22 protein-coding genes and 1 pseudogene are annotated in these 21,256 nt (G+C 64.8%); 8 read left to right on the top strand and 15 right to left on the bottom strand.

Features of this window, described 5'->3' with window-relative positions:
* Positions 1–79: 79 nt before the first annotated feature.
* From FFS37_RS31890 to FFS37_RS31865, 5 genes and pseudogenes are all read right to left on the bottom strand, one after another.
* Positions 80–364 (bottom strand): annotated as a pseudogene (locus FFS37_RS31890) (Rid family hydrolase); the annotation flags it as partial.
* Between the two features lie 159 nt (positions 365–523).
* Positions 524–916 carry a RidA family protein gene (locus FFS37_RS31885; RefSeq protein ID WP_137934918.1) on the bottom strand — a complete coding sequence of 131 codons (393 nt, stop codon included), beginning with the start codon at positions 914–916 and terminating at the stop codon, positions 524–526.
* A gap of 228 nt (positions 917–1,144) precedes the next feature.
* A complete protein-coding gene (locus tag FFS37_RS31880; protein ID WP_137934931.1) occupies positions 1,145–1,609 on the bottom strand; it encodes a cupin domain-containing protein in 465 nt (154 codons plus the stop codon).
* 230 nt (positions 1,610–1,839) lie between these two features.
* Complete coding sequence (locus tag FFS37_RS31870; RefSeq protein WP_137934930.1) at positions 1,840–2,211, bottom strand: endonuclease domain-containing protein; 372 nt, start codon at positions 2,209–2,211, stop codon at positions 1,840–1,842.
* 98 nt (positions 2,212–2,309) lie between these two features.
* Positions 2,310–3,053, bottom strand: a complete 744-nt coding sequence (locus FFS37_RS31865) for a DUF899 family protein (protein WP_137934916.1) — start codon at positions 3,051–3,053, stop codon at positions 2,310–2,312.
* 183 nt (positions 3,054–3,236) lie between these two features.
* Between FFS37_RS31865 and FFS37_RS31860 the strand changes: the two genes are divergently transcribed.
* Positions 3,237–3,575 carry a hypothetical protein gene (locus tag FFS37_RS31860; protein ID WP_137934915.1) on the top strand — a complete coding sequence of 113 codons (339 nt, stop codon included), beginning with the start codon at positions 3,237–3,239 and terminating at the stop codon, positions 3,573–3,575.
* On the opposite strand, the gene FFS37_RS31855 is transcribed toward FFS37_RS31860, so the two are convergent.
* A complete protein-coding gene (locus FFS37_RS31855) occupies positions 3,576–4,064 on the bottom strand; it encodes a GNAT family N-acetyltransferase (RefSeq protein WP_137934914.1) in 489 nt (162 codons plus the stop codon).
* Between the two features lie 5 nt (positions 4,065–4,069).
* Positions 4,070–5,047, bottom strand: coding sequence for a lytic transglycosylase domain-containing protein (locus FFS37_RS31850; RefSeq protein WP_137934913.1), 978 nt, complete (start codon positions 5,045–5,047; stop codon positions 4,070–4,072).
* 183 nt (positions 5,048–5,230) lie between these two features.
* Between FFS37_RS31850 and FFS37_RS31845 the strand changes: the two genes are divergently transcribed.
* Complete coding sequence (locus tag FFS37_RS31845) at positions 5,231–5,800, top strand: methylated-DNA--[protein]-cysteine S-methyltransferase (RefSeq protein ID WP_137934912.1); 570 nt, start codon at positions 5,231–5,233, stop codon at positions 5,798–5,800.
* 10 nt (positions 5,801–5,810) lie between these two features.
* Here FFS37_RS31845 and FFS37_RS31840 read toward each other — a convergent pair whose 3' ends face one another.
* Complete coding sequence (locus FFS37_RS31840) at positions 5,811–6,140, bottom strand: hypothetical protein (protein ID WP_137934911.1); 330 nt, start codon at positions 6,138–6,140, stop codon at positions 5,811–5,813.
* A gap of 275 nt (positions 6,141–6,415) precedes the next feature.
* Between FFS37_RS31840 and FFS37_RS31835 the strand changes: the two genes are divergently transcribed.
* Positions 6,416–6,628 (top strand): cold-shock protein, encoded by a 213-nt coding sequence (locus FFS37_RS31835; RefSeq protein WP_137934910.1) that lies wholly within the window; start codon positions 6,416–6,418, stop codon positions 6,626–6,628.
* Positions 6,629–6,855: 227 nt separating this feature from the next.
* Here FFS37_RS31835 and FFS37_RS31830 read toward each other — a convergent pair whose 3' ends face one another.
* From FFS37_RS31830 to FFS37_RS31815, 4 genes are all read right to left on the bottom strand, one after another.
* Entirely contained in the window at positions 6,856–8,052 is a 1,197-nt protein-coding gene (locus FFS37_RS31830; protein WP_137934909.1) for a phosphotransferase family protein, read from the bottom strand.
* Between the two features lie 5 nt (positions 8,053–8,057).
* Positions 8,058–8,663: a glutathione S-transferase family protein gene (locus tag FFS37_RS31825; RefSeq protein ID WP_137934908.1), complete on the bottom strand. Its 606-nt coding sequence runs from the start codon at positions 8,661–8,663 to the stop codon at positions 8,058–8,060.
* Between the two features lie 305 nt (positions 8,664–8,968).
* Positions 8,969–9,817 carry an EAL domain-containing protein gene (locus tag FFS37_RS31820; RefSeq protein WP_137934907.1) on the bottom strand — a complete coding sequence of 283 codons (849 nt, stop codon included), beginning with the start codon at positions 9,815–9,817 and terminating at the stop codon, positions 8,969–8,971.
* Entirely contained in the window at positions 9,814–10,710 is an 897-nt protein-coding gene (locus FFS37_RS31815; RefSeq protein ID WP_137934906.1) for an EAL domain-containing protein, read from the bottom strand. The genes FFS37_RS31820 and FFS37_RS31815 overlap by 4 nt, the downstream gene beginning before the upstream one ends.
* A gap of 266 nt (positions 10,711–10,976) precedes the next feature.
* Here FFS37_RS31815 and FFS37_RS31810 point away from each other — a divergent pair, with 266 nt between their 5' ends.
* Positions 10,977–12,179 carry a pyridoxal phosphate-dependent aminotransferase gene (locus FFS37_RS31810; protein ID WP_137934929.1) on the top strand — a complete coding sequence of 401 codons (1,203 nt, stop codon included), beginning with the start codon at positions 10,977–10,979 and terminating at the stop codon, positions 12,177–12,179.
* Positions 12,180–12,250: 71 nt separating this feature from the next.
* Here the strand turns inward: FFS37_RS31810 and FFS37_RS31805 are convergent, their stop codons facing one another.
* On the bottom strand, positions 12,251–13,765 hold the full coding sequence (locus tag FFS37_RS31805; protein ID WP_232375848.1) for a DHA2 family efflux MFS transporter permease subunit: 1,515 nt from the start codon (positions 13,763–13,765) through the stop codon (positions 12,251–12,253).
* Between the two features lie 158 nt (positions 13,766–13,923).
* Here FFS37_RS31805 and FFS37_RS31800 point away from each other — a divergent pair, with 158 nt between their 5' ends.
* Positions 13,924–14,544, top strand: coding sequence for a TetR/AcrR family transcriptional regulator (locus FFS37_RS31800; protein WP_137934904.1), 621 nt, complete (start codon positions 13,924–13,926; stop codon positions 14,542–14,544).
* 18 nt (positions 14,545–14,562) lie between these two features.
* Here the strand turns inward: FFS37_RS31800 and FFS37_RS31795 are convergent, their stop codons facing one another.
* Positions 14,563–14,958: a (R)-mandelonitrile lyase gene (locus tag FFS37_RS31795; RefSeq protein ID WP_137934903.1), complete on the bottom strand. Its 396-nt coding sequence runs from the start codon at positions 14,956–14,958 to the stop codon at positions 14,563–14,565.
* 244 nt (positions 14,959–15,202) lie between these two features.
* On the opposite strand from FFS37_RS31795, the gene FFS37_RS31790 reads away from it, so the two are divergent.
* The 3 genes from FFS37_RS31790 to FFS37_RS31780 all read left to right on the top strand — a co-directional run bounded on the left by FFS37_RS31790 (position 15,203) and on the right by FFS37_RS31780 (position 20,196).
* Positions 15,203–16,732 carry a putative bifunctional diguanylate cyclase/phosphodiesterase gene (locus tag FFS37_RS31790; RefSeq protein ID WP_137934902.1) on the top strand — a complete coding sequence of 510 codons (1,530 nt, stop codon included), beginning with the start codon at positions 15,203–15,205 and terminating at the stop codon, positions 16,730–16,732.
* A 185-nt stretch (positions 16,733–16,917) separates the two neighbouring features.
* Positions 16,918–18,969: an elongation factor G gene (locus FFS37_RS31785; protein ID WP_137934901.1), complete on the top strand. Its 2,052-nt coding sequence runs from the start codon at positions 16,918–16,920 to the stop codon at positions 18,967–18,969.
* 729 nt (positions 18,970–19,698) lie between these two features.
* Positions 19,699–20,196: a methyltransferase family protein gene (locus tag FFS37_RS31780; protein ID WP_137934900.1), complete on the top strand. Its 498-nt coding sequence runs from the start codon at positions 19,699–19,701 to the stop codon at positions 20,194–20,196.
* 80 nt (positions 20,197–20,276) lie between these two features.
* On the opposite strand, the gene FFS37_RS31775 is transcribed toward FFS37_RS31780, so the two are convergent.
* Positions 20,277–21,173: a LysR family transcriptional regulator gene (locus tag FFS37_RS31775; protein ID WP_137934899.1), complete on the bottom strand. Its 897-nt coding sequence runs from the start codon at positions 21,171–21,173 to the stop codon at positions 20,277–20,279.
* Positions 21,174–21,256 lie beyond the last annotated feature (83 nt).

Below are 21,256 nucleotides of genomic sequence, written 5' to 3'. Positions count from 1 at the left end.
ACGTCGGCGTTTCCTGGAACACCCCTCATCCGACCTCGCTTCGCGAGGCCACCTTCTCCCACAGGGGGAGAAGGGAAGGTCAAGCCACCGCCACGCACTCGATCTCGATATCAAACTCCATCGGCCATGACGCCACCGGCACGAAACTCCGCGCCGGCGGGTTCACGCTGAAGTACCGCGCATAGATCCGGTTGATCGCGCTGTAGAAACCGGAATTGACGGCGTAGATGCGCACCATCACCACATTCTCCAGCGAGGTGCCGGCGGCTTCCAGGCAGTGCTTCAGCGCCTTCAGCGACGCCTCGGTCTGGACCTCGATGTCGCCGCGCACCATCTCACCAGTCGCCATGTCCACCGGCGGCGTTCCTCCCTTCTCCCCTTGTGGGAGAAGGTGGATCGACGCTTTAGCGTCGAGACGGATGAGGGGTGCTCCAGCGGAGTGAGACGTCGGCGTTTCCTGGAACACCCCTCATCCGACCTCGCTTCGCGAGGCCACCTTCTCCCACAAGGGGAGAAGGGAAGGTCAAGCCACCGCCACGCACTCAATCTCGATATCGAACTCCATCGGCCAGGACGCTACCGGCACAAAACTCCGCGCCGGCGGGTTCACGCTGAAATACCGGGCATAGACCCGATTGATCGCGTTGTAGAATCCCGAATTGACGGCGTAGATGCGCACCATCACCACGTTTTCCAGCGACGTGCCGGCCGCTTCCAGGCAGTGCTTCAGCGCCTTCAGCGACGCCTCGGTCTGCGTTTCGATGTCGCCGCGCACCATCTCGCCGGTCACCATGTCCACCGGCGGCGTCGCCGAGATGAACACGAAGCCGTTGGCCTTCACCGCCGTCGAACAGGGCAGGCCGAGCGCCCGCACCTTGTCCGACATGACGGGCACTTCGATGACTTGTTTCTTCATGGTGGTGCTCCCCGGGGCTTTGTGAGGGAGCTTAGCGCGGCGGCGAGGGAACGCCAGCCCTCCCCTTCTCCCCCTGTGGGAGAAGGTGGCCTCGCGCAGCGAGGTCGGATGAGGGGTGTTCCAGGGAACGCCAAGGCCTCAGTCCGCTGGAACACCCCTCAACCGTCTCGGCGCTGACGCGCCGATCCACCTTCTCCCACAAGGGGAGAAGGGGAAGGTCGCGCTTGCTCACCCCTGCCCCGGATACGGCGTGCCGTCCTTGTGCAAAAATCGCCCGTCAGAGTTCGGGCTCATCATGTCGATGTCGGAACAGGTGATGACATCGTCCATGTCGCGCGAGCCGACTTCAAGGTAGCGCGCGGTCGCCGACGAGCGGTTGATCATGTGATGGCCGTTGCCGCTGTTCTTGGCGAAGGTGGCGCAGTCGCCTGCTTTGAGCAACGTCTCTCCGCCATCCTCGACCAGCACCAGCTCGCCTTCCAGGATATAGACGAGCTCGTCCTCATGGCTGTGCCAGTGGCGCTGGCTCGACCAGCCGCCGGGCGGCAGTGTCATCAGGTTGACGCCGAAATCCGTGAGCCCGCCGGCATCGCCGAGGCGGCGGCGGATGCGGGTGGCGCAGGGCTGGTCGAAGGGCGCTGGATAGGGCGAGCCCTTGCGGGCGGGCACGGCGGCGAGGTCGATCTTGGGCATAGGTGCTTCCTCGATTTTGTGGTTCATGTCACGCTCTACGGCGCCCCCCTCTGTCCTGCCGGACATCTCCCCCTCAAGGGGGGAGATTGGCAGCTGGGGCGCGGTCTTCCCTTCTCCCCTTGTGGGAGAAGGTGGCCTCGCGAAGCGAGGTCGGATGAGGGGTGCTCCAGCCGGGCGATACAGCTACTCGAGAAAGCCCGCCCCACCAAGACGGCACAAAATTACCGCCATCACCGCCATGGCTGCAAACTCGCGTCGCGAACATAGGCAATGATGGTGTCACAGACTGAATCCAGTTCTCGCAGCACATCATCATTCCAGAAGCGCAGGACGCGGAATCCCCGCAGTTTCAGTTCGGCGTCCCGCTCACGATCGTGACCAGAATCCGCGTGCTGGCTACCGTCTATCTCAACGATCAGCATTGCCTCAGCGCAAAGAAAGTCGGCGATGAAACGTCCAATCGGCACTTGGCGGCGGAATTTGATCCGATCCAGTTTTCGACCGCGCAACTCGTGCCAAAGCTTGTCCTCTGCCTCGGTCGGCTCGTGCCTTAAGGTTCTGGCGAAACGTCTTTTTTCTGGCGGGATGGGTTGGTGTGGCATTGCGGGACAATAAGTAAAGTCGGCGTTCCCTGGAACACCCCTCATCCGACCTCGCTTCGCGAGGCCACCTTCTCCCACAAGGGGAGAAGGGGAAGCCTCTAATGGCAACACGCCCCGCCATATTGCAGCTGCTCGTACCAGTCGGGCCTGCCCTCCGGCGTGAAGTCCATCAAATTCCACAGGATCTCGCAGGTGCCGATGGCGCGCGGGTCCTGGCCGGGTTCGGGTGGGGCGAAGCCGAGTTCCGACGACCAGAAATGCCTGATGCCGTCGGCGTCGCGGCGAAACACCGACATCAGCGGCAGCTGGGCGCCGTCGGCATCCTGCGCATTGTAGTCGCGCTTGAAGCTGTTCCCCGCCGAGGACAGCAGCCGCATGTTGCGCCAGCCCCTGTCCCGGCCGAGCGTGACGACATTCTCCAGCGCGGTTTTCGCCACCACGGCGAAGTTGAAGCCGGCCCCTTCGAGATGCCCGACCGCGCCGTCCAACTGGTCGAGCAGCGCGGTGCAGGACGGGCATGGCTGGTCTGCCCGCGCGAGCCTGGCCGTGCCGCCGCCGGTCGCCACGTCGCGTGTCTCCAGCGGGTGGCGCGGAAACATCATGTTGTAGAGAATCAGCGTGTCCTTGACCCCCGCGAACAGTTCCGACAGCTTGACCTTGGCCGGCTTGCCGCCGGCGTCCAGCCCGTCGAACACATAGTCCTGCGGCACCAGCCCGCCGGGCGGCAGCGCACGGCGCGCCTCGGCCACGGCCTCCATGGCGCGGCGCAGTTCGATCTCCTTCTTCAGGAGCTTTTCGCGCGCGGTGCGGTATCTGGCGGATTCATTGGGAAAGGTGATCATGATCGGCTCCCTTTTGTCGCGGCGGCGTCCCGGCGCGTGTTGCTCTGCCACCCAAGGACGTGCCGCCCCGATCGGTTCCGACATTGATCGGTTCCGACATTTTTTACAGGAGCGGAACCGGCCCTGCCTTGCCGCATTCTTTCCATCGGCTAAACCTTGCATGAAACGGGATGAGACAACGCGATGACCGAAGACGGCGAGATCGACCTGCGCTGCCCGCAAGTGGTGGCCGACAACGCCGCCAAGGGGCTGCGGCTGCGCAAGGAGTTCGGCCGCGGCGGCACCGAGATCGGCGTCGCGCGCGCCACCGAACTGAAAAGCCGCCGGAACTTGTCGCCCTCCACCATCCGCCGCATGGTCAGCTACTTCGCCCGCCACGAGGTGGACAAGCGCGGCAGGAATTACGGCAATGAGGACAATCCCTCGGCCGGCTACATCGCCTGGCTGCTGTGGGGCGGCGACGAGGGCCGTGCCTGGGCGATCGAACTGAAGAAGAAGATCGGCAACGCGCCTGACATCTGATCAGCCCGCCCAGTCGACCTCGAACATGCCCAGCCTGTTGTAGAGCCGCACGGCAGCAGCGCTCTCCACCGTGTTGGTCTTGAGGTCGACATGGGCGGCGCCCCGGTCGCGGAACACGGCGAAGGCGTGCCACAGCAGCGCCTCGCCAATGCCTCTGCCGCGTGCCTGCGCATGCACGACGAGATCCTTCACGAAGGCCGAAGTCCAGCACAAGGCCGCCGCCGCCAGCCGGCCCTTGGCGTCGATGACCAGGAAACACAGCGCCGGATCGAACTCGGCATCGCCCGCGACGTTCGGCCACCATTCTTCGAAGGGACCTTCGGCGCCGTCGTCGTACACTTCGCTCAGCAGCGCATGCAGCGCCGACGCGTCGCCGGGCGCGAAGCCGCGCATGACGAAGCCATCGGGCCAGCGCGGCGCGACCAGCGTATCGTCGAGAATCTTGCGCAGCCTAATGTCGTTGGGTCGCTGCAGGCCCGGCTCGAACATCGGGCTCAGGCGTCGGGCTGGGGACGCCGCTTGCGGTCGACGCCGAGGCCGGTTGCTTCGAGCAGGCCCTTGCGCTTGGCGTCGAAATAATAGCCGGTCTGGTAGAGCCAGTCGGCCTTCTTCGAATTGCCGCCGGACACCAGCCAGGCGCCGCGCAGATATTTCACCGCGTATTTCAGATTGGTCTCGGCATCGAACAGGCCCTTGGCCGGGCCGTCATAGCCCATGCCGCGCGCCGTCGCGTGCTTGATCTGCATCAGGCCCCAGTGGCCGTTATTGTAGGCCTTGGGATTGTAGGTGCTTTCACGGTTGACGACGTGGCGCACCAGATCCACCGGCACCTCGTAGAGCGCGGCGTATTTGACGATCAGCCGGTCGACGTCGCCGCGCATGCCGGTTGCGTGCTGTTCGGGCTCGGCGGGGGTGAGCGGCGCGGCCGGGAACTGGACCAGCGCCGCCGGGTTCTGCGGCACGACGTAGGCCACCTGCTGCACGCCGGGCATGGCTTTCTGGCCGCCGGCGACCGCCGGCACGACGAGGCCGGCTGTCGTGTAGGTCTCGGCGGACTTGATCACGGGCTGAGCCGCCTTGACCGGCTGACCTGCCTTGGAGGGCGGCGGCGCCTGCCAGGCATTGGTGCCGACGACCATGATGGCGGGCACGGCCGGAGCCGTCGGCGTCGCGCCGGCAAAGGCCGCGGTCACGGCGGCCGGCTGGCTGGCTGGTGCGACTGCCGCCTCACCTTCCGAGATGACGGCGCCGGGCGCGAGTTCGGCGGTCTGGACGGGGGCGATGCCCGAGGATTGCGGCAGCACCGAAACCGTCTCGGGCAGCGGCACGGTGAAGCCGGCATCGCTGCCGGCAACGGTCGCTGTTTCTGTGAGAGACGGCGCGGTTTTCATCTGCGAGGTCGAGGTGCAGCCGCTCATGCCGGCAGCCGCCACGATCACGCCGATGGCGATAAGGGTTTGTTTTGCTGGCAAGCCGCGCTCGAAGTCCGGTTTGTCGGGTCGTTAAGATTTCCCTTACACCAGCGATTCCTGGGTAGCAATCGGGGCCATCTGATGGTTTTCGGGTGGCGGCACGCGGGCGGCAATGCCATATTGTTCCTGATATGTACTGGCGGAAATGCCGGTTTTCGCCAGCTTTGCGGAAAGGAGCGCATCATGGAAAAGACGCCTTCGATCACATCAGGCCACGCAGTGTTAGAAACAGTGATCGGCTTCATGGGCATTGCCTGGAGCGAGAAGGGCCTGATCAGGCTCTGCCTGCCCGAGCGCAGCCGCGAGGCGATCGAGCGCCGGCTGATGCGCCATGCCGGCGTTTCCGCCTCCACGGTCCAGCCGCCCTGGGTGGTCGAACTCATCGCCTCGATCAAGGCCTATGCGGCGGGCGAGGATGTCGATTTCACCGGCGTTCCCGTCGACCTCGACGGCATCGACGATTTCCGCCTCGCCATCTATGGCGCCGCGCGAAAGCTGAGCTATGGCGAAACCACCACCTATGGCGAACTGGCCAGGCGCGCCGGCCATGCCGGCCTGCCGCGCGAAACGGGGGCGGCCCTTGGCGCCAATCCGGTGCCGCTGGTCATCCCCTGCCACCGCATCCTGGCCGCCGGCGGCAAGATCGGCGGCTTCTCGGCGCCCGGCGGTTCGGTCACCAAGGAAAAGATGCTGGCCATGGAAGGCGTGCGCGTCGGCCCGCCGCCACCCGCGCAGGTATCTTTCGGATTCTGAGCCGCCGGCTCTAGTTGTTGTGAAAGAAGCGCCGGCGGAAATGCCGGTCATTGTCGGGCCGCTTGCAGTTGTAGACGGGGCACGACTTGGTGTCGGCGCTCGGCACATAGGCGCGCGTCTTCACCTCGCCCATGGTGCAGAACTGCTGGCTCTGCACATAACGGTCGTAGAGCGGCAGTCCCGGCACGCGCGTCGACTGGTAGCGCAGGATGACCGCGCCCCGGCGCGCGATCGTCGACTGGACCTTGCCGCAGCTCATACGGGTCGGATCGTAGCGCGAGATCGCCTGCGCCTCGGCGGCCACCAGCGTCAGGCAAGCGGCGAGCAGAATGGTTTTCATGGCTTCCTCCCCTGATCGATGGCCTGTGGACGGCGCGATCCCGATTAACGCTTTCACCAGATTGGGGCTTCCGTTGGGCAACCCCCGCATCACAGCTTTCTCACGCAGTCTTGTTTTTTGAACGAAAGCAGCCTATATCAGCCCCATTGATATTTCGGCCGATCGATCCGGGCCTCGCGATCTTCGCGTTTGCTGACGTCTATCTCCAAAATTTCGATGCACACCGGCCGGGCTTTGTCTGGTCAAACTAAGCAAATGTTGAAGGACTATCTAAAATGGCAACTGGAACGGTCAAGTGGTTCAACGCCACCAAGGGCTTCGGTTTCATCCAGCCTGACACCGGCGGCGCGGACGTTTTCGTCCACATCTCCGCTGTCGAGCGCGCTGGCATGTCGACCCTGGTCGAAGGCCAGAAAATCAACTTCGAGATCGAGCAGGACCGCCGCACCGGCAAGTCGTCCGCTGGTTCTCTGAGCAAGGCAGCCTGATTTTGCACAAGGCGCGCGCCGGGTGAGACCCCGGGGCGCGCGGCAAGTCACGGATGTACTGACGGTCGCGCGAGAAGCGCGCCGGAGCGGAAAGACCCGACAAGCTGGATCAGCAGATAGCTGCCAGCCCGGACCGGACGCTCCCGATCAGGCTACCGAAAATGGGAAGGCGGGCTTTGTCCCGCCTTTTTATTTGCCCGGAATTCAGCGGGCCGCCCCGGCCGGGCTCAGTTAGCCCGGTTTTTTACGAGCGCCGCGGTCTGGCGCAGCCAGTCCGCCGGATCGCCGCGATGATAGATCCGCTCCGACGGTTCGATATTGTCGAGGAACATCTGGTAGATCACCGCCCGTCTGGCCGTGGCGATCGGCGCCAGCAGGGCGGCGGCGCGGGTGGGATCACAACCAGGCACCCGGGCCAGCCACTCGCCATTCCAGTGATCCCTGACTGTCTTGGCCTGCTGCGGCGGCACCACCTCGAGAAAGGCCGACTGGTCAAGCAGGGGATGGCCGATGCCGCTGTCTCCCCAGTCGAGCAATGTGAACTCTTGCCCCGTCCCGCGAAAATTGCCGGGATGGCAATCGCCATGGACAAGCGTATCGGGCAGTCCGCAGGCTTCGAGTTCGGCAAACCGGGCGGCGAGGCCGTCTACGAAGCCGAGCAGCGACGCCTGTTCGTCCGCCGAAAGCTCCCGGCCCGTCCGCCGCACCACGTCGGCGATCGCGCCCGACAGGCTTGGCCCCCTCCAATCGGGCAGCCGCATGGCGCGCAGTTCCTCGACCCGGCCGATCCAGGAAGCCTGGATATCGACGAGCAATGTCACCATGGCGAGCAGTTGCGGCAGCGTGGCCTCATACATGTCCTCGCCGGGAATCTCGGCAAGCAGGGCCCGTCCGCCTTCATCGTGGCCAAGCAGCGTCGGAACATGCCGGCCGGCCAGCGCGGTGATGATTGCCGCCTCGTGCGCCAGGAAGGGCGGCACGACCTTCAGCCACGCCGAGTGGCGTCCGATGGGTATGCGCCACACGCTGGAGAGGTTCCAACTGCGGATCTGCACCGGCCGGGCGGTCGGCGCCAGACCATGTCCGGCAAGGACACGCTGCGCCCAGGCGAGGTCGGCAGCGGGACCGCCTGGCTTGGCATAGGCCTGGCGCAGCGGATGGGCTTCGGTCTTCCCTGTCCAGACCTGCGCCGGCACCGGTTTGGCGACTTCGGCCAGATAGGTCACTTCCCCGCCGGGCCCCTGGTCGCGGGTTGCTTCGAGCAGGCGCAGGATCGTCACGTCGACGCGATGCTGCTCGCGCGCGGCGCGCACGACGGACTCCACCTCCTGCCACCAGGGAACGTCGACGGGAAATGGCGGCAGGCTGCCGACAACCGCGCCGTCCGGCGTCACCAGCACCAGCCGGGCTGTACGCTGCGGCACCGTGTTCAGCCGGCCCACCCGATCGGCACATGGCCGGGATCCGCCTCCACGCGCTTCAGCCAGGCCGCCACCGCGGGATAGGCGTCGAGCTGGAAGCCCCCCTGCTCCGCCGTGTGCGTGTAGGCATAGAGGGCGATGTCGGCGACGCTGAACGCGCCGGCGAAGAAGGCATGGCTTTCCAGATATCTGTTCATCACGCCGAGCGCCTTGTTGCCGCGCTCCAGCGTCACCGCCAGCCGCTCCGGCGTCGCGTCCTTGGCCCTTTCGGGAAAGGTCAGCAGCGCCTTGCGCACGGCGATATAGGGTTCGTGGCTGTATTGTTCGAAGAACAGCCACTGATAGGCAAGCCCGCGCTCGTACCTGTCCGCCGGCAGGAAGCGCGTGCCCTCGGCGAGATAGAGCAGGATGGCGTTGGACTCGGCCAGCCGCCGGCCGTCGTCGAGCTCGAGCAGCGGCACCATGGCATTCGGGTTCTTGGCGACGAAATCGGCCTTTCGCGTGTCTCCGGTATGCGAACTCACCTCGATGCTGGTGAAGGCGAGCCCAAGCTTGGCCATCAACAGGCGCGGCTTGTAGCAATTGCCGCTGTCGATCATGTCGTAAAGTATCATGGGCGGTCCTCACCTGGAGACGTAATTATCGCCGCGGCGGTAGCTTCATCCAATCATTTCTTTTGGTCTGTGCCGATCAGGAACGCTGATGATTGGCGAAACCGGCAGCGACAGCTGCCTTCTCCCCGTCTCTATACGGGGAGAAGTGCCCGGCAGGGCGATGAGGGGCGGCGCGGCGTATCAGCATATTTGCGCGGTTCGTCACACAACCTGCATGAGGGCGGCGCTGCCCCTCATCTGGCTGCCGCCATCTTCTCCCCGTATAGAGACGGGGAGAAGGCCGCTCTCACCGCGGACTTCGCCAACTAACCGAACAGCGGCACGATCTTGTTGTCCCGACCCAGCAGCCCATCCACGGCGAGCGGTTCTTCCTTGAAGATCGTGCCGGCGAGCGCCGGCCGCGCGAGCAGGAAACCCTGCAGCAGATCGGCGCCGGCATCGAGCGCGACGCGAAGATGGTTGGGCTGCTCGATGCCCTCCACCAGCACCCTGGCGCCCCGGTCGTGCAAGCTGGAGACCAGCGGCCGGAAGAACCGCTCCGCAGCAGCGTGGCGGCAGAACTCGGCGAACCAGTCGCCGTCGATCTTGACGATATCGGGCTTGAGCAGGTTCACCCTCTCCTCGGTCGAGTGACCAGTGCCGAAATCGTCGATGGCGATGCGGATGCCGTCGCGCCGCATTTCGTGCACCAGCCGGGCAAGCAGCGCATCGTCGGCCGCCTGTTCGGTGATTTCGCAGACAAGCATGCCGGGCGCCAGCCCAAGCTCGCCAAGATGCCTGCTCATCAGCCGGATCTCGGCCAATGCCCGCCCCGGATGGTCGTTGACCAGCGGGTTGTAATTGAAGAACAGGTCGAGGCTGTCGACGCCTATATTGCTGAAATTCCGCAGATGCAGCATCCGGCACATGGTTTCGACGAACAGCCGATCCGTGGGCGCGACGCTTTCGAAGAAGGCCTGCGGCGCCACCGGCCGGCCGGCGCGGTGCGGCTCGATCAGGCCTTCGACCGCCACCGGGTGCAGGAAATGGCCATGCGGCGAGAAGATCGGCTGGTAGGCGCTGCGCAGGCGAAAGTCGCCATGCACGCCATATTCGATGCCGACCTCGTCGACGAAGATCGAATCGCCGACATTGCGCCGCCGCTCGACCTTCATGGCGCCACCCTGCGCCCGAAGGCCTTGGCCGGCCGGGCTGTACGCGGAGCGACAGGCAGCGCTGCCGGCGCACCGCTGGCGGCGGCGGCCGGCGCCGGGCTGCTCTTGCCGAAGACGCGGAAACTTGTCGGCGCCAGTTCCGGGCGGGCCAGCACGTAGCCCTGCACCATCGAGGCGCCCGACTTCTCGGCGAGCTCCAGCTGCCAGCCTTCCTCGATGCCCTCGAACACGGTGCGGATGCCTTGCGCCTCGAAGGTTCTCACCATGGTGGTCAACAGCGCGAAGCCGGCGCCGGATTCCATCAGTTGCGTGATCCAGTGGGCGTCGAACTTGACGATATCGGGCTTCAGTTCCTTGATGCGCTTGATATCGGAATCGTCGGCGCCGTAGTCATCGACGGCGATGCGGAAGCCGCTGGCCTTGAGCGCCGCGACGAAGCTGTGCAGCGTCTCCTGCGACGCCGACCGCTGCTCGGTGACCTCGCACACCACGCGGCCCGGATCGATGCCGGCCTCGTGCAGCACCAGGCGCATTTCGCGCAGGGCATTGTCGGCGATAGACCGCTCGGTGAACACCGACGGATCGAAATTGACGAAGATCGACGCTTCCTGCGGCAGGCAGGCGCCGGCATTCAGCAGATGCAGCGTCCTGGTAAGCGCCTCGATATGCAGGCGGTCGGCGGCCGGACAGGTCGAGAAGAAGGTCATCGGCGACTGCGGCTCGCCGTCACGGAACGGCCGGATCAGCCCTTCGAAGGCGGCAACGGACAGCTTGCCGTCGTTGAAGGCAAAGATCGGCTGGAAGGCGCTCTGCAGCGTATAGATGCCCCAGACACCGCTGGAGGTGCCGTCATCATGACGGATGATATGGGCGAGCCCGATGCTGCGCGACACTGTTCCTCGCTCCGCGAACCGGCGGAATTGGAATGCGATCCTGACATGCAAGCCTCTACCGCCCGTTAATGAACTTTCTGTTGCCGACGACGCTCCCGACCGTGCTTCAAAATCACGGCTCCCGATCACGGCTCCCAATCACGGCTCATTGACCGCGCCTGCCCACCTGGCCCAGACGACAAGGCTTGCACTGTCGGGATTCATGCGACATGAGAAGCGCCGCGGCCGCTCCTGGCCGCGCCGATCTCAAGGAGAGATACAAGGTCATGGCCTTCCTTGCCGACACCCTTTCCCGCGTAAAGCCTTCCGCCACCATCGCGGTGACGCAGAAAGCCCGCGAGCTGAAAAATGCCGGCCGTGACATTATCGGCCTCGGCGCCGGCGAGCCGGACTTCGACACGCCCGACAACATCAAGAATGCGGCGATCGAGGCCATCCGCCGCGGCGAGACCAAGTACCCGCCGGTTTCGGGCATCGTGCCGCTGCGCGAGGCGATCGCCAAGAAATTCAAGCGCGAGAACAATCTCGACTACAAGCCGGAGCAGACCATTGTCGGCACCGGCGGCAAGCAGATCCTGTTCAACGCCTTCATGGCGACGCTGAACCCCGGCGACGAAGTCATCATCCCCCGCCCCTACTGGGTCAGCTACCCCGAAATGGTGGCGATCTGCGGCGGCACCTCGGTGTTCGCCGACACATCGATCGAGAACGGCTTCAAATTGACGGCGCAGGTGCTGGAGAAGGCGATCACGCCGAAGACCAAATGGCTGTTGATGAATTCGCCATCCAACCCGTCGGGCGCTGCCTATACCGAGAGCGAACTGCGCGCGCTGGCCGACGTGCTGCTCAAGCATCCGCATGTCTGGACGCTGACCGACGACATGTACGAGCACCTGACCTATGGCGACTTCGTCTTCAAGACCATCGCCGAGGTCGAGCCGAAGCTCTATGAGCGCACGCTGACCATGAACGGCGTGTCGAAGGCCTATGCCATGACCGGCTGGCGCATCGGCTATGCCGCCGGCCCTGTCCAGCTGATCAAGGCGATGGACATGATCCAGGGCCAGCAGACCTCGGGCGCCTGCACCATCGCCCAATGGGCTTCCGTGGAGGCGCTGAACGGCCCGCAGGACTTCATCGCCAAGAACAAAGCCATCTTCCAGGGACGGCGCGACCTCGTGGTGTCGATGCTGAACCAGGCGCGCGGCATCACCTGCCCTTCGCCCGAGGGCGCTTTCTATGTCTATCCGTCCTGCGCGCGGCTGATCGGCAAGAAGACCAAGGCCGGCAAGGTCATCGACACCGACGAGGCCTTCTGCTCCGAACTGCTCGAGGCCGAGGGCGTGGCGGTGGTGTTCGGCTCGGCCTTCGGCCTTGGCCCGAACTTCCGCATCTCCTACGCCACTTCCGACGCGCTGCTGGAAGAGGCCTGCACGCGCATCCAGCGTTTCACGGCATCGCTGACCTGATCGGACCGAACCGGACTGATCCATCGGAAAACCCGGCTCGATGCCGGGTTTTTTGTTGTTGCCGTCTTGCTCTAGGCCTGCTGCTTGCCCGCCCGGGCCATGCGCGCCTCGGCCGGCGCCAGCACGGTGATCAGCAACGCGGCGGTAAGGAAGGCGACGATCGCCGCCGTCAGCATGGCGGCGTGGAAGCCGCCGGCATAGGCGGTGGCGAAGAGCTCTCGCACCCCGCTTTCGCCGATCGCGGCGTCGGTCGCGAAATCGTGCCGGGAAACCGCCGCCCGGGCCGCCGCATCGGCATTGGCGACGCCTGCATCGCCGAGATAGCCGGCAAGCAGGCTGGTCGCCCGCATGCTCATAAGCGCGCCGAGCAGCGCAATGCCGATGGCAAGGCCGCTCTGGCGCGTGGCGTTGATGACCGCCGACACCATCCCCGAGCGTTCGCGTGGCGCGTAGGACATGGCGGCGGCGCTGCCTGTTGGGATCGCCAGCGAATTGCCGATCCCATTGACGACGAACAGGAGGCAGAGAAACGCATAGGGTGTCGACGCCCCGGCCCAGCACATGCCGAGCATGGAGACGCCTATGCCGGCATAGCCCAGCGTCATCAGCGCCGAATGGCCAAAGCGCGCGCTCAGCCTGCCGATCCAGGGCGACAGAACGATCTGGACGATGAAGGCGGGCGCCATACGCAGGCCGGTCTGCGTCGGCGACCAGCCCTGCACCTGCTGCAGGAACATGGAGAAGAAGAAGACGCTGCTGTAGGAGGCGAAGCCGAGTGAAAAGGAGGCGACGTTGGCGACCGCGAAGCGCACATCGCCGAACAGTCCGAGCGGCAGCATGGGCCGGGGTGTGCGCGCCTCGAAGGCGAGGAAGGCCGCAAGCCCGGTGACGCCGGCGACCAGCGCCACGATGGTCCTGGCATCGCCCCAGCCATTCTCGCCGGCCGAGATCAGGCCGAAGGTCAGCGCACCCAGCCACACGATGCTGAGCGCCAGCCCGACAAGGTCGAGATGGGCATGTTCGGGATGCGCCGTCTCGCCGATCGACAGCGCGCCGAGCACGATGGTGACCAGGCCGAGCGGCAGGTTGATCAGGAAGATGCTCTGCCAGCCCACCGTCTCCACCAGGATGCCGCCCAGCACCGGGCCGACCACCAGCGAAATGGCGGCGAAGGACGCCCAGCCGCCGATGACGCCGGCACGCTCGCGCGGATCGGGGAAAGCCTGCGTCAGGATGGACAGCGCGCCCGGTATCAGCAGCGATCCGGCAACGCCCTGCACCACCCGGCCTGCCAGCAGCACCGCCAGGTTCGGCGCCACGGCGCAGATCAGCGAGCCGGCCACGAAGATGCCGACGCCGGCCAGCCAGGAACGCTTGCGGCCATAGCGGTCGCCGATGAGACCCGAAGACAGCATGAAGGCCGACAGGCACAGCGTGTAGGCATCCACCACCCATTGCAGGCCGCCGAAATCGGTGTTCAGCGCCTGCTGGATGGTCGGCAGCGCGACATTGACGATGCTGACGTCGAGCAGGGCGACGAAGGAGCCGAGATAGACGGCGGCGACGAGAGGCAGACGGTTCGACATGACGTATCCATATGCGGGCTTCGCAGCCATCTATCTCACTGACCGACGGTCAGTCAATAATAGTAAGTCATTTTAGAATCATTATAAAAAGCTTGTCTTGTCTGCCAGAAGCAGGATAGGAAAGCGACTGAGCCAACACCTGCCCCAAGAACCGGATGATGAGCGCACGTCCCAAGCCTGTCATTGCCAGGAAAGTGCTGAAACCCCGCACCAAGCCGGCCGAGGTGCGCCGCGAGGACATTCTTCGCGCCGCGACCGCGCTGTTCATCGCCAAGGGCGTCGGCACCACGACCATCGACGAGATCGCCGCCCGCGCCGACGTGGCCAAGGGGACCTTCTATCTCTATTTCACCTCCAAGGAGGACGTCGTCGCCGCGTTGCGCGAGCGCTTCGTCACCGGATTTCGCGCCCGCATCCACGGCGCCATCGAAGCTTGCCCGGCGCAAGACTGGACCGCGCGGCTGAAAAGCTTCGTGAGTGCCGGCATCGCGGCCTATCTCGATGACTATCAGCTGCACGACGTCGTCTTTCATGACCACCGGCCCGACCAGCGCCAGATGAAGGGCGACAATCCCCTGCTTGGCGATCTCTCCGATCTGCTGGCCTCCGGCGCGCGAGCGGGCGCCTGGTCGGTCGATCACCCGGATCTGGCCGCCATCGTGCTGTTCAACGGACTGCACGGCATCGTCGACCATGCAATCGAGCAAGGCGTGCTGGATGGCGGCGAGCTTGCCGAAAACCTCTCGGCGCTGTTCCTCAGGATGCTGCGTCCCGGCTAGGCGGCAAGCTGTCTGCGCTCAGCCGCCATACTGCTCGCCGGAAACCGCTTCCAGCCAGTCGACATGGACGCCGTCCGCGGCTTCCTGCATGGCGATATGCGTCATCGCCGCCTTCGGCGCGGCGCCATGCCAGTGCTTCTCGCCGGGCGCGAAGGAGACGACATCCCCTGCCCTGATCGCCTGGATCGGGCCGCCCCAGGTCTGGGCAAGACCGGCGCCCGACGTCACGTAAAGCGTCTGGCCGAGCGGGTGCGTGTGCCAATGCGTGCGGGCGCCGGGTTCGAAACTCACCAGCGTGGCCCTGAGCCGCGCCGGCGCCTCTGCCTCGATGATCGGTGTCTGCAGGACGCGGCCGGTGAAATACCTGTCCGGCGCTATGATCGTCGGCACCCCGCCACAAGCAATGATCTTCATCGTCTGGCCCTGATTGGCTGGTGTGAAGGGATAGGCAGCGACGCCGCCCGCGAGGCACGAACCATTCTCGGACGATATCGGCCGGTGCGCAACCGGACGTTTCGCCCACCATCGCGGCAGCCTGGTTTTTTCTCCTTAACCATGAACCTGCCCGACACTGCCCGGCAAGGCAAAAGGATGGCGAATTCAATGTCTTCTTAACGGCTGCGCACTAGCCGTGAGCCTGCATTGCGGGGGCTGGCGGATGAGCATACTGGCGACGATCAAGGACCACAGCGGCCGGATCTATCGCGGCATCCAGGCGCTGCTCGTGCTCAGCATCGGCACGGCGGCGCTCGGCGCCTTGGACATATCGCGGCACCTGCCCTCGAGCAACGCTTTCGCCATCTCCACCCTGGCGACCGGCCTGGCTTTGCTGGCGCTGATGTACATGCGCAGCAGCATCGTCCATCGCCTGCGATCGGCGGAGGCCGCGGAAGCCGAAAAGCATCATTTCCTGACCCGGGACGCGATGACCGGGGCAATGACCCGGCGCTATTTCCTGGAAGCGCTGCGCGACAGCCTCGGCACCATGCGCGACAGGCGCGAAGCGACCCTGCTGCTGATCGACCTCGATCATTTCAAACAGCTCAACGACACGTTCGGGCACCAGTTCGGCGACCTCACCCTGACGCATCTGGTCAAGACCTCCGAGCGCATCTTCTCTGGCAGCATGGTCGGGCGTCTGGGCGGCGACGAATTCGGCGTCATCATTCCGCACAGCGACCTCACCGCCATCAACCGGAATGTCCGGCAGTTGCTTGACGCCATGCGCGCCGGCAAGTCGCATGAGGGCAAGATCATTCCGCTGTCCATTTCGGTCGGCGTGGCGCTGGCGCCAGCCCACGCCTCGAACACCACCGAGCTGATGCTCGTTGCCGATCTGGCACTCTATGAGAGCAAGGCGGCGGGCCGCGGCCGCGTCACCGTCTTCGACGAGGAGATGCTGTCCGACAAGCGCTACCGGCGCCTGGTCGAACGGGAACTGCGCGCCGCGATCTATCTCGGCGAACTCGAGCTGCATTACCAGCCGATCGTCAACCCCGATGGGTCCACACATGCGCTCGAGGGACTGATCCGCTGGCGCCATCCGGTTCGGGGCCTGATCGCGCCGGCCGAGTTCATCACCATCGCCGAGCGCTCGACCCTGATCGACATGCTCGGCGAATGGGTGTTCAAGCGGGCCTGCGCCGACATCAGCCATTTCCCGGGGCGCCGCATCTCGATCAACGTTTCGGGCGAACAGCTCAAGCGCGACGAGATCGTCACCATGTGCGACCGCGTGCTGAAGGAAACAGGCTGCTCCGCGGCGCAGTTCATCATCGAGATCACCGAGACCGTGGCGACCGCCGCCTCGCCGGAGGTCCTGCGGCGCCTCGAAGCGTTGCGCGGCCTTGGCTTCCACATCGCGCTCGACGATTTCGGCACGGGGCATTGCGGCTTCAACTATCTCAAGACCTTGCCCATCGACATCATCAAGATCGATCGCTCCTATATCCGCAGCCTCGCGCACGACCAGGTGGCACAGATCTTCGTTTCGGCGCTGGCGCAGATCGCCCGCATCCAGGACGTCACCATCGTGGCGGAAGGCGTGGAAACGCAGGAGGAATTCGCGCTCGCCAAGGCCGCCGGCTGCAACCGTTTCCAGGGCTATTTCTTTGGCCGGCCCGCGCAGCGCGACAAGCTCCTGACGCTTGCCCGGCAATCGGCCGAAGCGCTCGCGCTCAGCGCCTGATCGCGCCGGCTTCCTATTTTTCTTGCCCTCCCGCCAAACAAGTGGGACGATGATTGCGGGCAGGTCGCAAACAGGCCCGCCCGCGACGGTCGAACAGGCCGGCCGCCGCTAGAGGACCGATTGACCTTCGCCTGAACCATGAATGCCAGTCGGTCCCCAGGGAAACGCCTGAGTGGAGGTCAGCCATGGGTAATCGCGCCGGAGGACGACGCACGGGACCGAAATGCATCGCCATAGTCGGTCCCTTCGCAAGCGGTAAGACGACACTTCTCGAAGCCATATTGGCCCGCACGGGCGCCATTCCGCGCCAGAACCCGGTTTCCTCGGGCAACACCGTTTCAGACCATTCGCCCGAGGCGCGCGCCCACGCCATGAGCGTCGAGGCATCGATCGCCACCACCGAATTCATGGGCGAGCAATTCACCTTCGTCGACTGTCCCGGCTCGATCGAATTCTCCTTCGAGGCCGAGCCAGTCCTGGCCGCCTGCGACGTCGCCGTGGTCGTGGCCGAGGCGGACGAAAAGAAGATTCCCGCCCTGCAGCTCATCATGCGCAAGCTCGACGATCTCGGCGTGCCGCGCATCCTCTTCCTCAACAAGGTCGACAAGGCGATCGCGGGCGTGCGAGACACGCTGAAGATGCTGCAGCCCGCAAGCTCGGCGCCGCTCCTGCTGCGCCAGATTCCGCTGCGCAAGGATGGCGTCGTCATCGGCTCGATCGATCTGGCCCTGGAGCGCGCCTACATCTACCGCGAATATGCCGAGAGCGAGGTGGCCGGGATACCGGACGACGACAAGGCGCGCGAACTGGAAGCGCGTTTCTCCATGCTGGAGACGCTCGCCGACCACGACGATCATCTGATGGAACAGCTGCTCGAGGAGATCGAGCCGCCGAAGGACGCGATCTTCGACGATCTCGCCGCCGACCTGCGCGACGGCTCGGTGACGCCGGTGCTGATCGGCACCGCCGAGAAGGGCAATGGCGTGCTGCGCCTGCTGAAGACGATCCGCCACGACGCGCCCGACATCGACGCGACCCGCAAGCGGCTCGGCGCGCCCGATGGCAATGCGACCGTGGTCCAGGTGATGAAGACCATCCACACGCCGCATGGCGGCAAGCTGTCGGTGTCACGCATCCTGTCCGGCCAGGTCGCGGACGGCCTGGAACTGTGGCTGCCCGGCGGCGGCACTGCCAAGGTGTCGGGGGTCTACAAGCTTCTCGGCAAGGATCAGGTCAAGCTCACCGCCGCCAGGACCGGCGACACCGTGGCGCTCGGCAAGCTGGACGACGTCAAGACCGGCCAGACGCTGACCTCCGCCAAGGGCGGTAGCAGGCAGCTCTTCGACGTCGAACCGCCGCAGCCGGTCTTCGCCTTCGCGCTGCGCCCCAAGGAGCGCAAGGACGAGGTCAAGATGTCGGCCGCCATCCAGCGGCTGGCGGAGGAGGACCCCTCGCTTAGCCTGCGCCACAACCAGGACTCGGCCGAGACCGTGCTGTCGGGCCACGGCGAGATGCATCTGCGCGTCGTGCGCGAACGGCTGGAGGGCAAGAACCAGATCCCGGTCGAGGGCCATGCGCCGGCCGTGCCCTATCGCGAGACGATCCGCAAATCGGCGCAGCAGCGCGGCCGCCACAAGAAGCAGTCGGGCGGCCATGGCCAGTTCGGCGATGTCGTGGTGGAGATCAAGCCGCTGCCGCGCGGCTCCGGCTTCCAGTTCACCGACACCATCACCGGCGGTGTCGTGCCCAAGACCTACATCCAGTCGGTCGAGACCGGCGTGCGCGATTACCTGAAATCCGGCCCGCTCGGCTTCCCCGTCGTCGACGTCGCGGTCAACCTGTCCGATGGTTCCTACCATGCGGTCGATTCCTCCGACATGGCCTTCCAGATGGCGGCGAAGCTGGCCATGAAGGAAGGCATGGCCGCCTGTTCGCCGGTGCTTTTGGAGCCGGTGATGAAGGTCGAGATCGTCACGCCGTCGGACGCGACCTCCAAGATCATCGCGCTGATCCCGCAGCGGCGCGGCCAGATCCTCGGCTATGACGCGCGGCCCGGCTGGCCGGGCTGGGACGTCGTCGAGGCGACCATGCCGCAGTCCGAGATCGGCGACCTGATCATCGAACTGCGCTCGGCCACGTCGGGGGTTGCCAGCTATCGCGCCGCCTTCGACCACATGGCCGAACTCACCGGCCGTCTCGCCGACGAAGCGATGAACGCCAACGGCAAGGCCGCCTGAGCCACCAGCGCATTGTCCCCTCGAACCCGCGTTCGAGGGGACAAAAACCAAAAACGACGCCCGGGGGGCCGGACGCCGTTTTGTTTTGCGGACCGTTTTCTTGGGAGGAGAAACGGCAGGTCCGCCGCATATGGGTGGTCGCCGAAGTCCGGCGGAAATGGTTCGGACGCGGTAGCCGCCTGAGCCCGGGCCGTCCGAGTGATGCCCCCATCTCCCGTCCGAACCACACCGCGTCCTATGATCTGCTTAGCAGGTCGAGCATGCCCTTGTCATGTTACCAGAGGTTACATGTCACTGTTACGCGGCTATTCCGATGGTTTTTTCAGCCCGCCCGATGACCTCAAGGCAACAAAAAAGCCGGATCAACGAAGATCCGGCTGAGTTTGATTGGAAGTGCCTGTTAAGGCTAACCTCCAGAGGGGAACACTCGAGGGCGCTAATGGGAGGAGAACGCGCCCAGGAGATGATCTATATATCTGCTCATCATGCCCAAGAAACAAGCATCTATTTTGCAACACACGCATGCAAAAAGGCATAGGCTGTGGTCCAACCCATTCCCAAAGCCAATAGGACCAACAGAATCGTCGAATTGGAACGCATAGCCGCGCCATTGCCGCTGAAAAAACGCCGGCGCCAAGCAATTCTGCTGCGAAATACCGGAAAATGCCTGATGACCTGCAAACGGGCAGGAGCCGTTTAATTCTGAGGCAAACAGGGGAGAAACGTTCAATGCGTCGTTTTTCGGCGATTGCCGGCAGCGGCTTTTTCCTCATCGTGGCGCCAGGCGTGGTCGCCGGCCTCGTGCCATGGCTGCTGAGCGACCGCTGGGGCTCGCCGTGGTCACCCGTGCCGGGCTTCGTGCCCGTGGGCGGCGTTCTCGTGGCCGCGGCGACCGCCGTGCTGCTGCATGCCTTCGGCCGCTTCGCGCTGGAGGGGATGGGCACCCCTGCCCCTGTCGCTCCGACCGAGAGGCTGGTGGTCGGCGGCATCTACCGCCACGTCCGCAACCCCATGTATGTCGCCGTGCTGTCGATCATCATCGGCCAGGCGCTGCTGTTCTCGAGCTGGCCGATCGCCATCTACGCCGTCATCGCCGCCGCGACCATGGCAACCTTCGTCAAGCTTTACGAGGAACCGACGCTCGCCGGCCGCTACGGCAGCGAGTACGAAACCTATCGCCGCAACGTCCCCGGCTGGCTGCCGCGCCTGACGCCCTGGCAGGGGTAAGCCGAACAGCGAGCAGCGCCGCTCAGGCCATGTCGATATTCAGGTGATGCCGGCTGGCGAAGGCAGCGTGCCTCCGGGGCTCAGAACGACCAGCTGCGCGCCTTTGCGATGATGAAATCGCGGAAGACATGCAGCTTAGCCTGGTTCTTCATGGCGTCGGGATAGGCGAAATAGGTGTCGAAGGACGGCACCTCGGTCTCTGGCAGAAGCTGCACCAGCCCTGCATCCTTGGAGATCACATAATCCGGCAGCATGGCGATGCCGGCGCCGCCCTGCACGGCGCGCTTGATCGACAGGATGTCGTTGATCTGCAGCGATGGCACCCGCTGGCCACCCTCGAAATCGCCGACGGTTTCCAGCCAGTTCAGCTCCGACAGATGCGAGGGCACCGGCAGGCCGAAGGTGACGATGCGGTGGTTCCTGAGCTCGGCGACCGAGGCCGGCTTGCCGTGCTTGGCGACATAGGAAGGCGCCGCGTAGAGATGGAAATGCACCGTGAACAGGCGGCGCTGGATCAGGTCCGGCTGCTGCGGCTGACGCAGCCGGATGGCGCAGTCCGCCTGGCGCATGGTGAGGTCGAGTTCCTCATTGGCGAGGATCAGCTGCAGGCTGATCTCCGGATAGAGCTCGATGAATTCCTGCACCCGCTCGGTCAGCCAGCCGGCGCCGAGGCCGACGGTCGTCGTCACGCGAAGCACGCCGGAGGGGCGGTCCTTGGTTTCCGTCAGGCGCGACTTGATGGTCTCGAGCTTCATCAGCACGTCATGCGCCGTGCGGAACAGCATCTCGCCCTGCTCGGTCAGCACCAGGCCGCGCGCGTGGCGGTTGAACAGCGGCACGCCGACATCATGTTCGAGCGCGCTGACCTGCCGCGATATCGCCGATTGCGATAGATGCAGCGTCTCGGCCGCGTGTGTGAACGACCCCGCCTCCGCCGCAGCGTGAAACACGCGTAGCTTGTCCCAGTCCAACGCCATGATTCCCCTCTTTCTGCTTGGCGTCTGAATGCAAAATCAGGCTTTTACACGGCGTCTCTAAGCCGTTTTTTTAACAGTTTTAT

This window comes from Mesorhizobium comanense, assembly GCF_005503535.1.
Classification (GTDB): Bacteria; Pseudomonadota; Alphaproteobacteria; order Rhizobiales; family Rhizobiaceae; genus Mesorhizobium; species Mesorhizobium comanense.
This window is presented reverse-complemented; position numbering and strand designations above follow the sequence as displayed.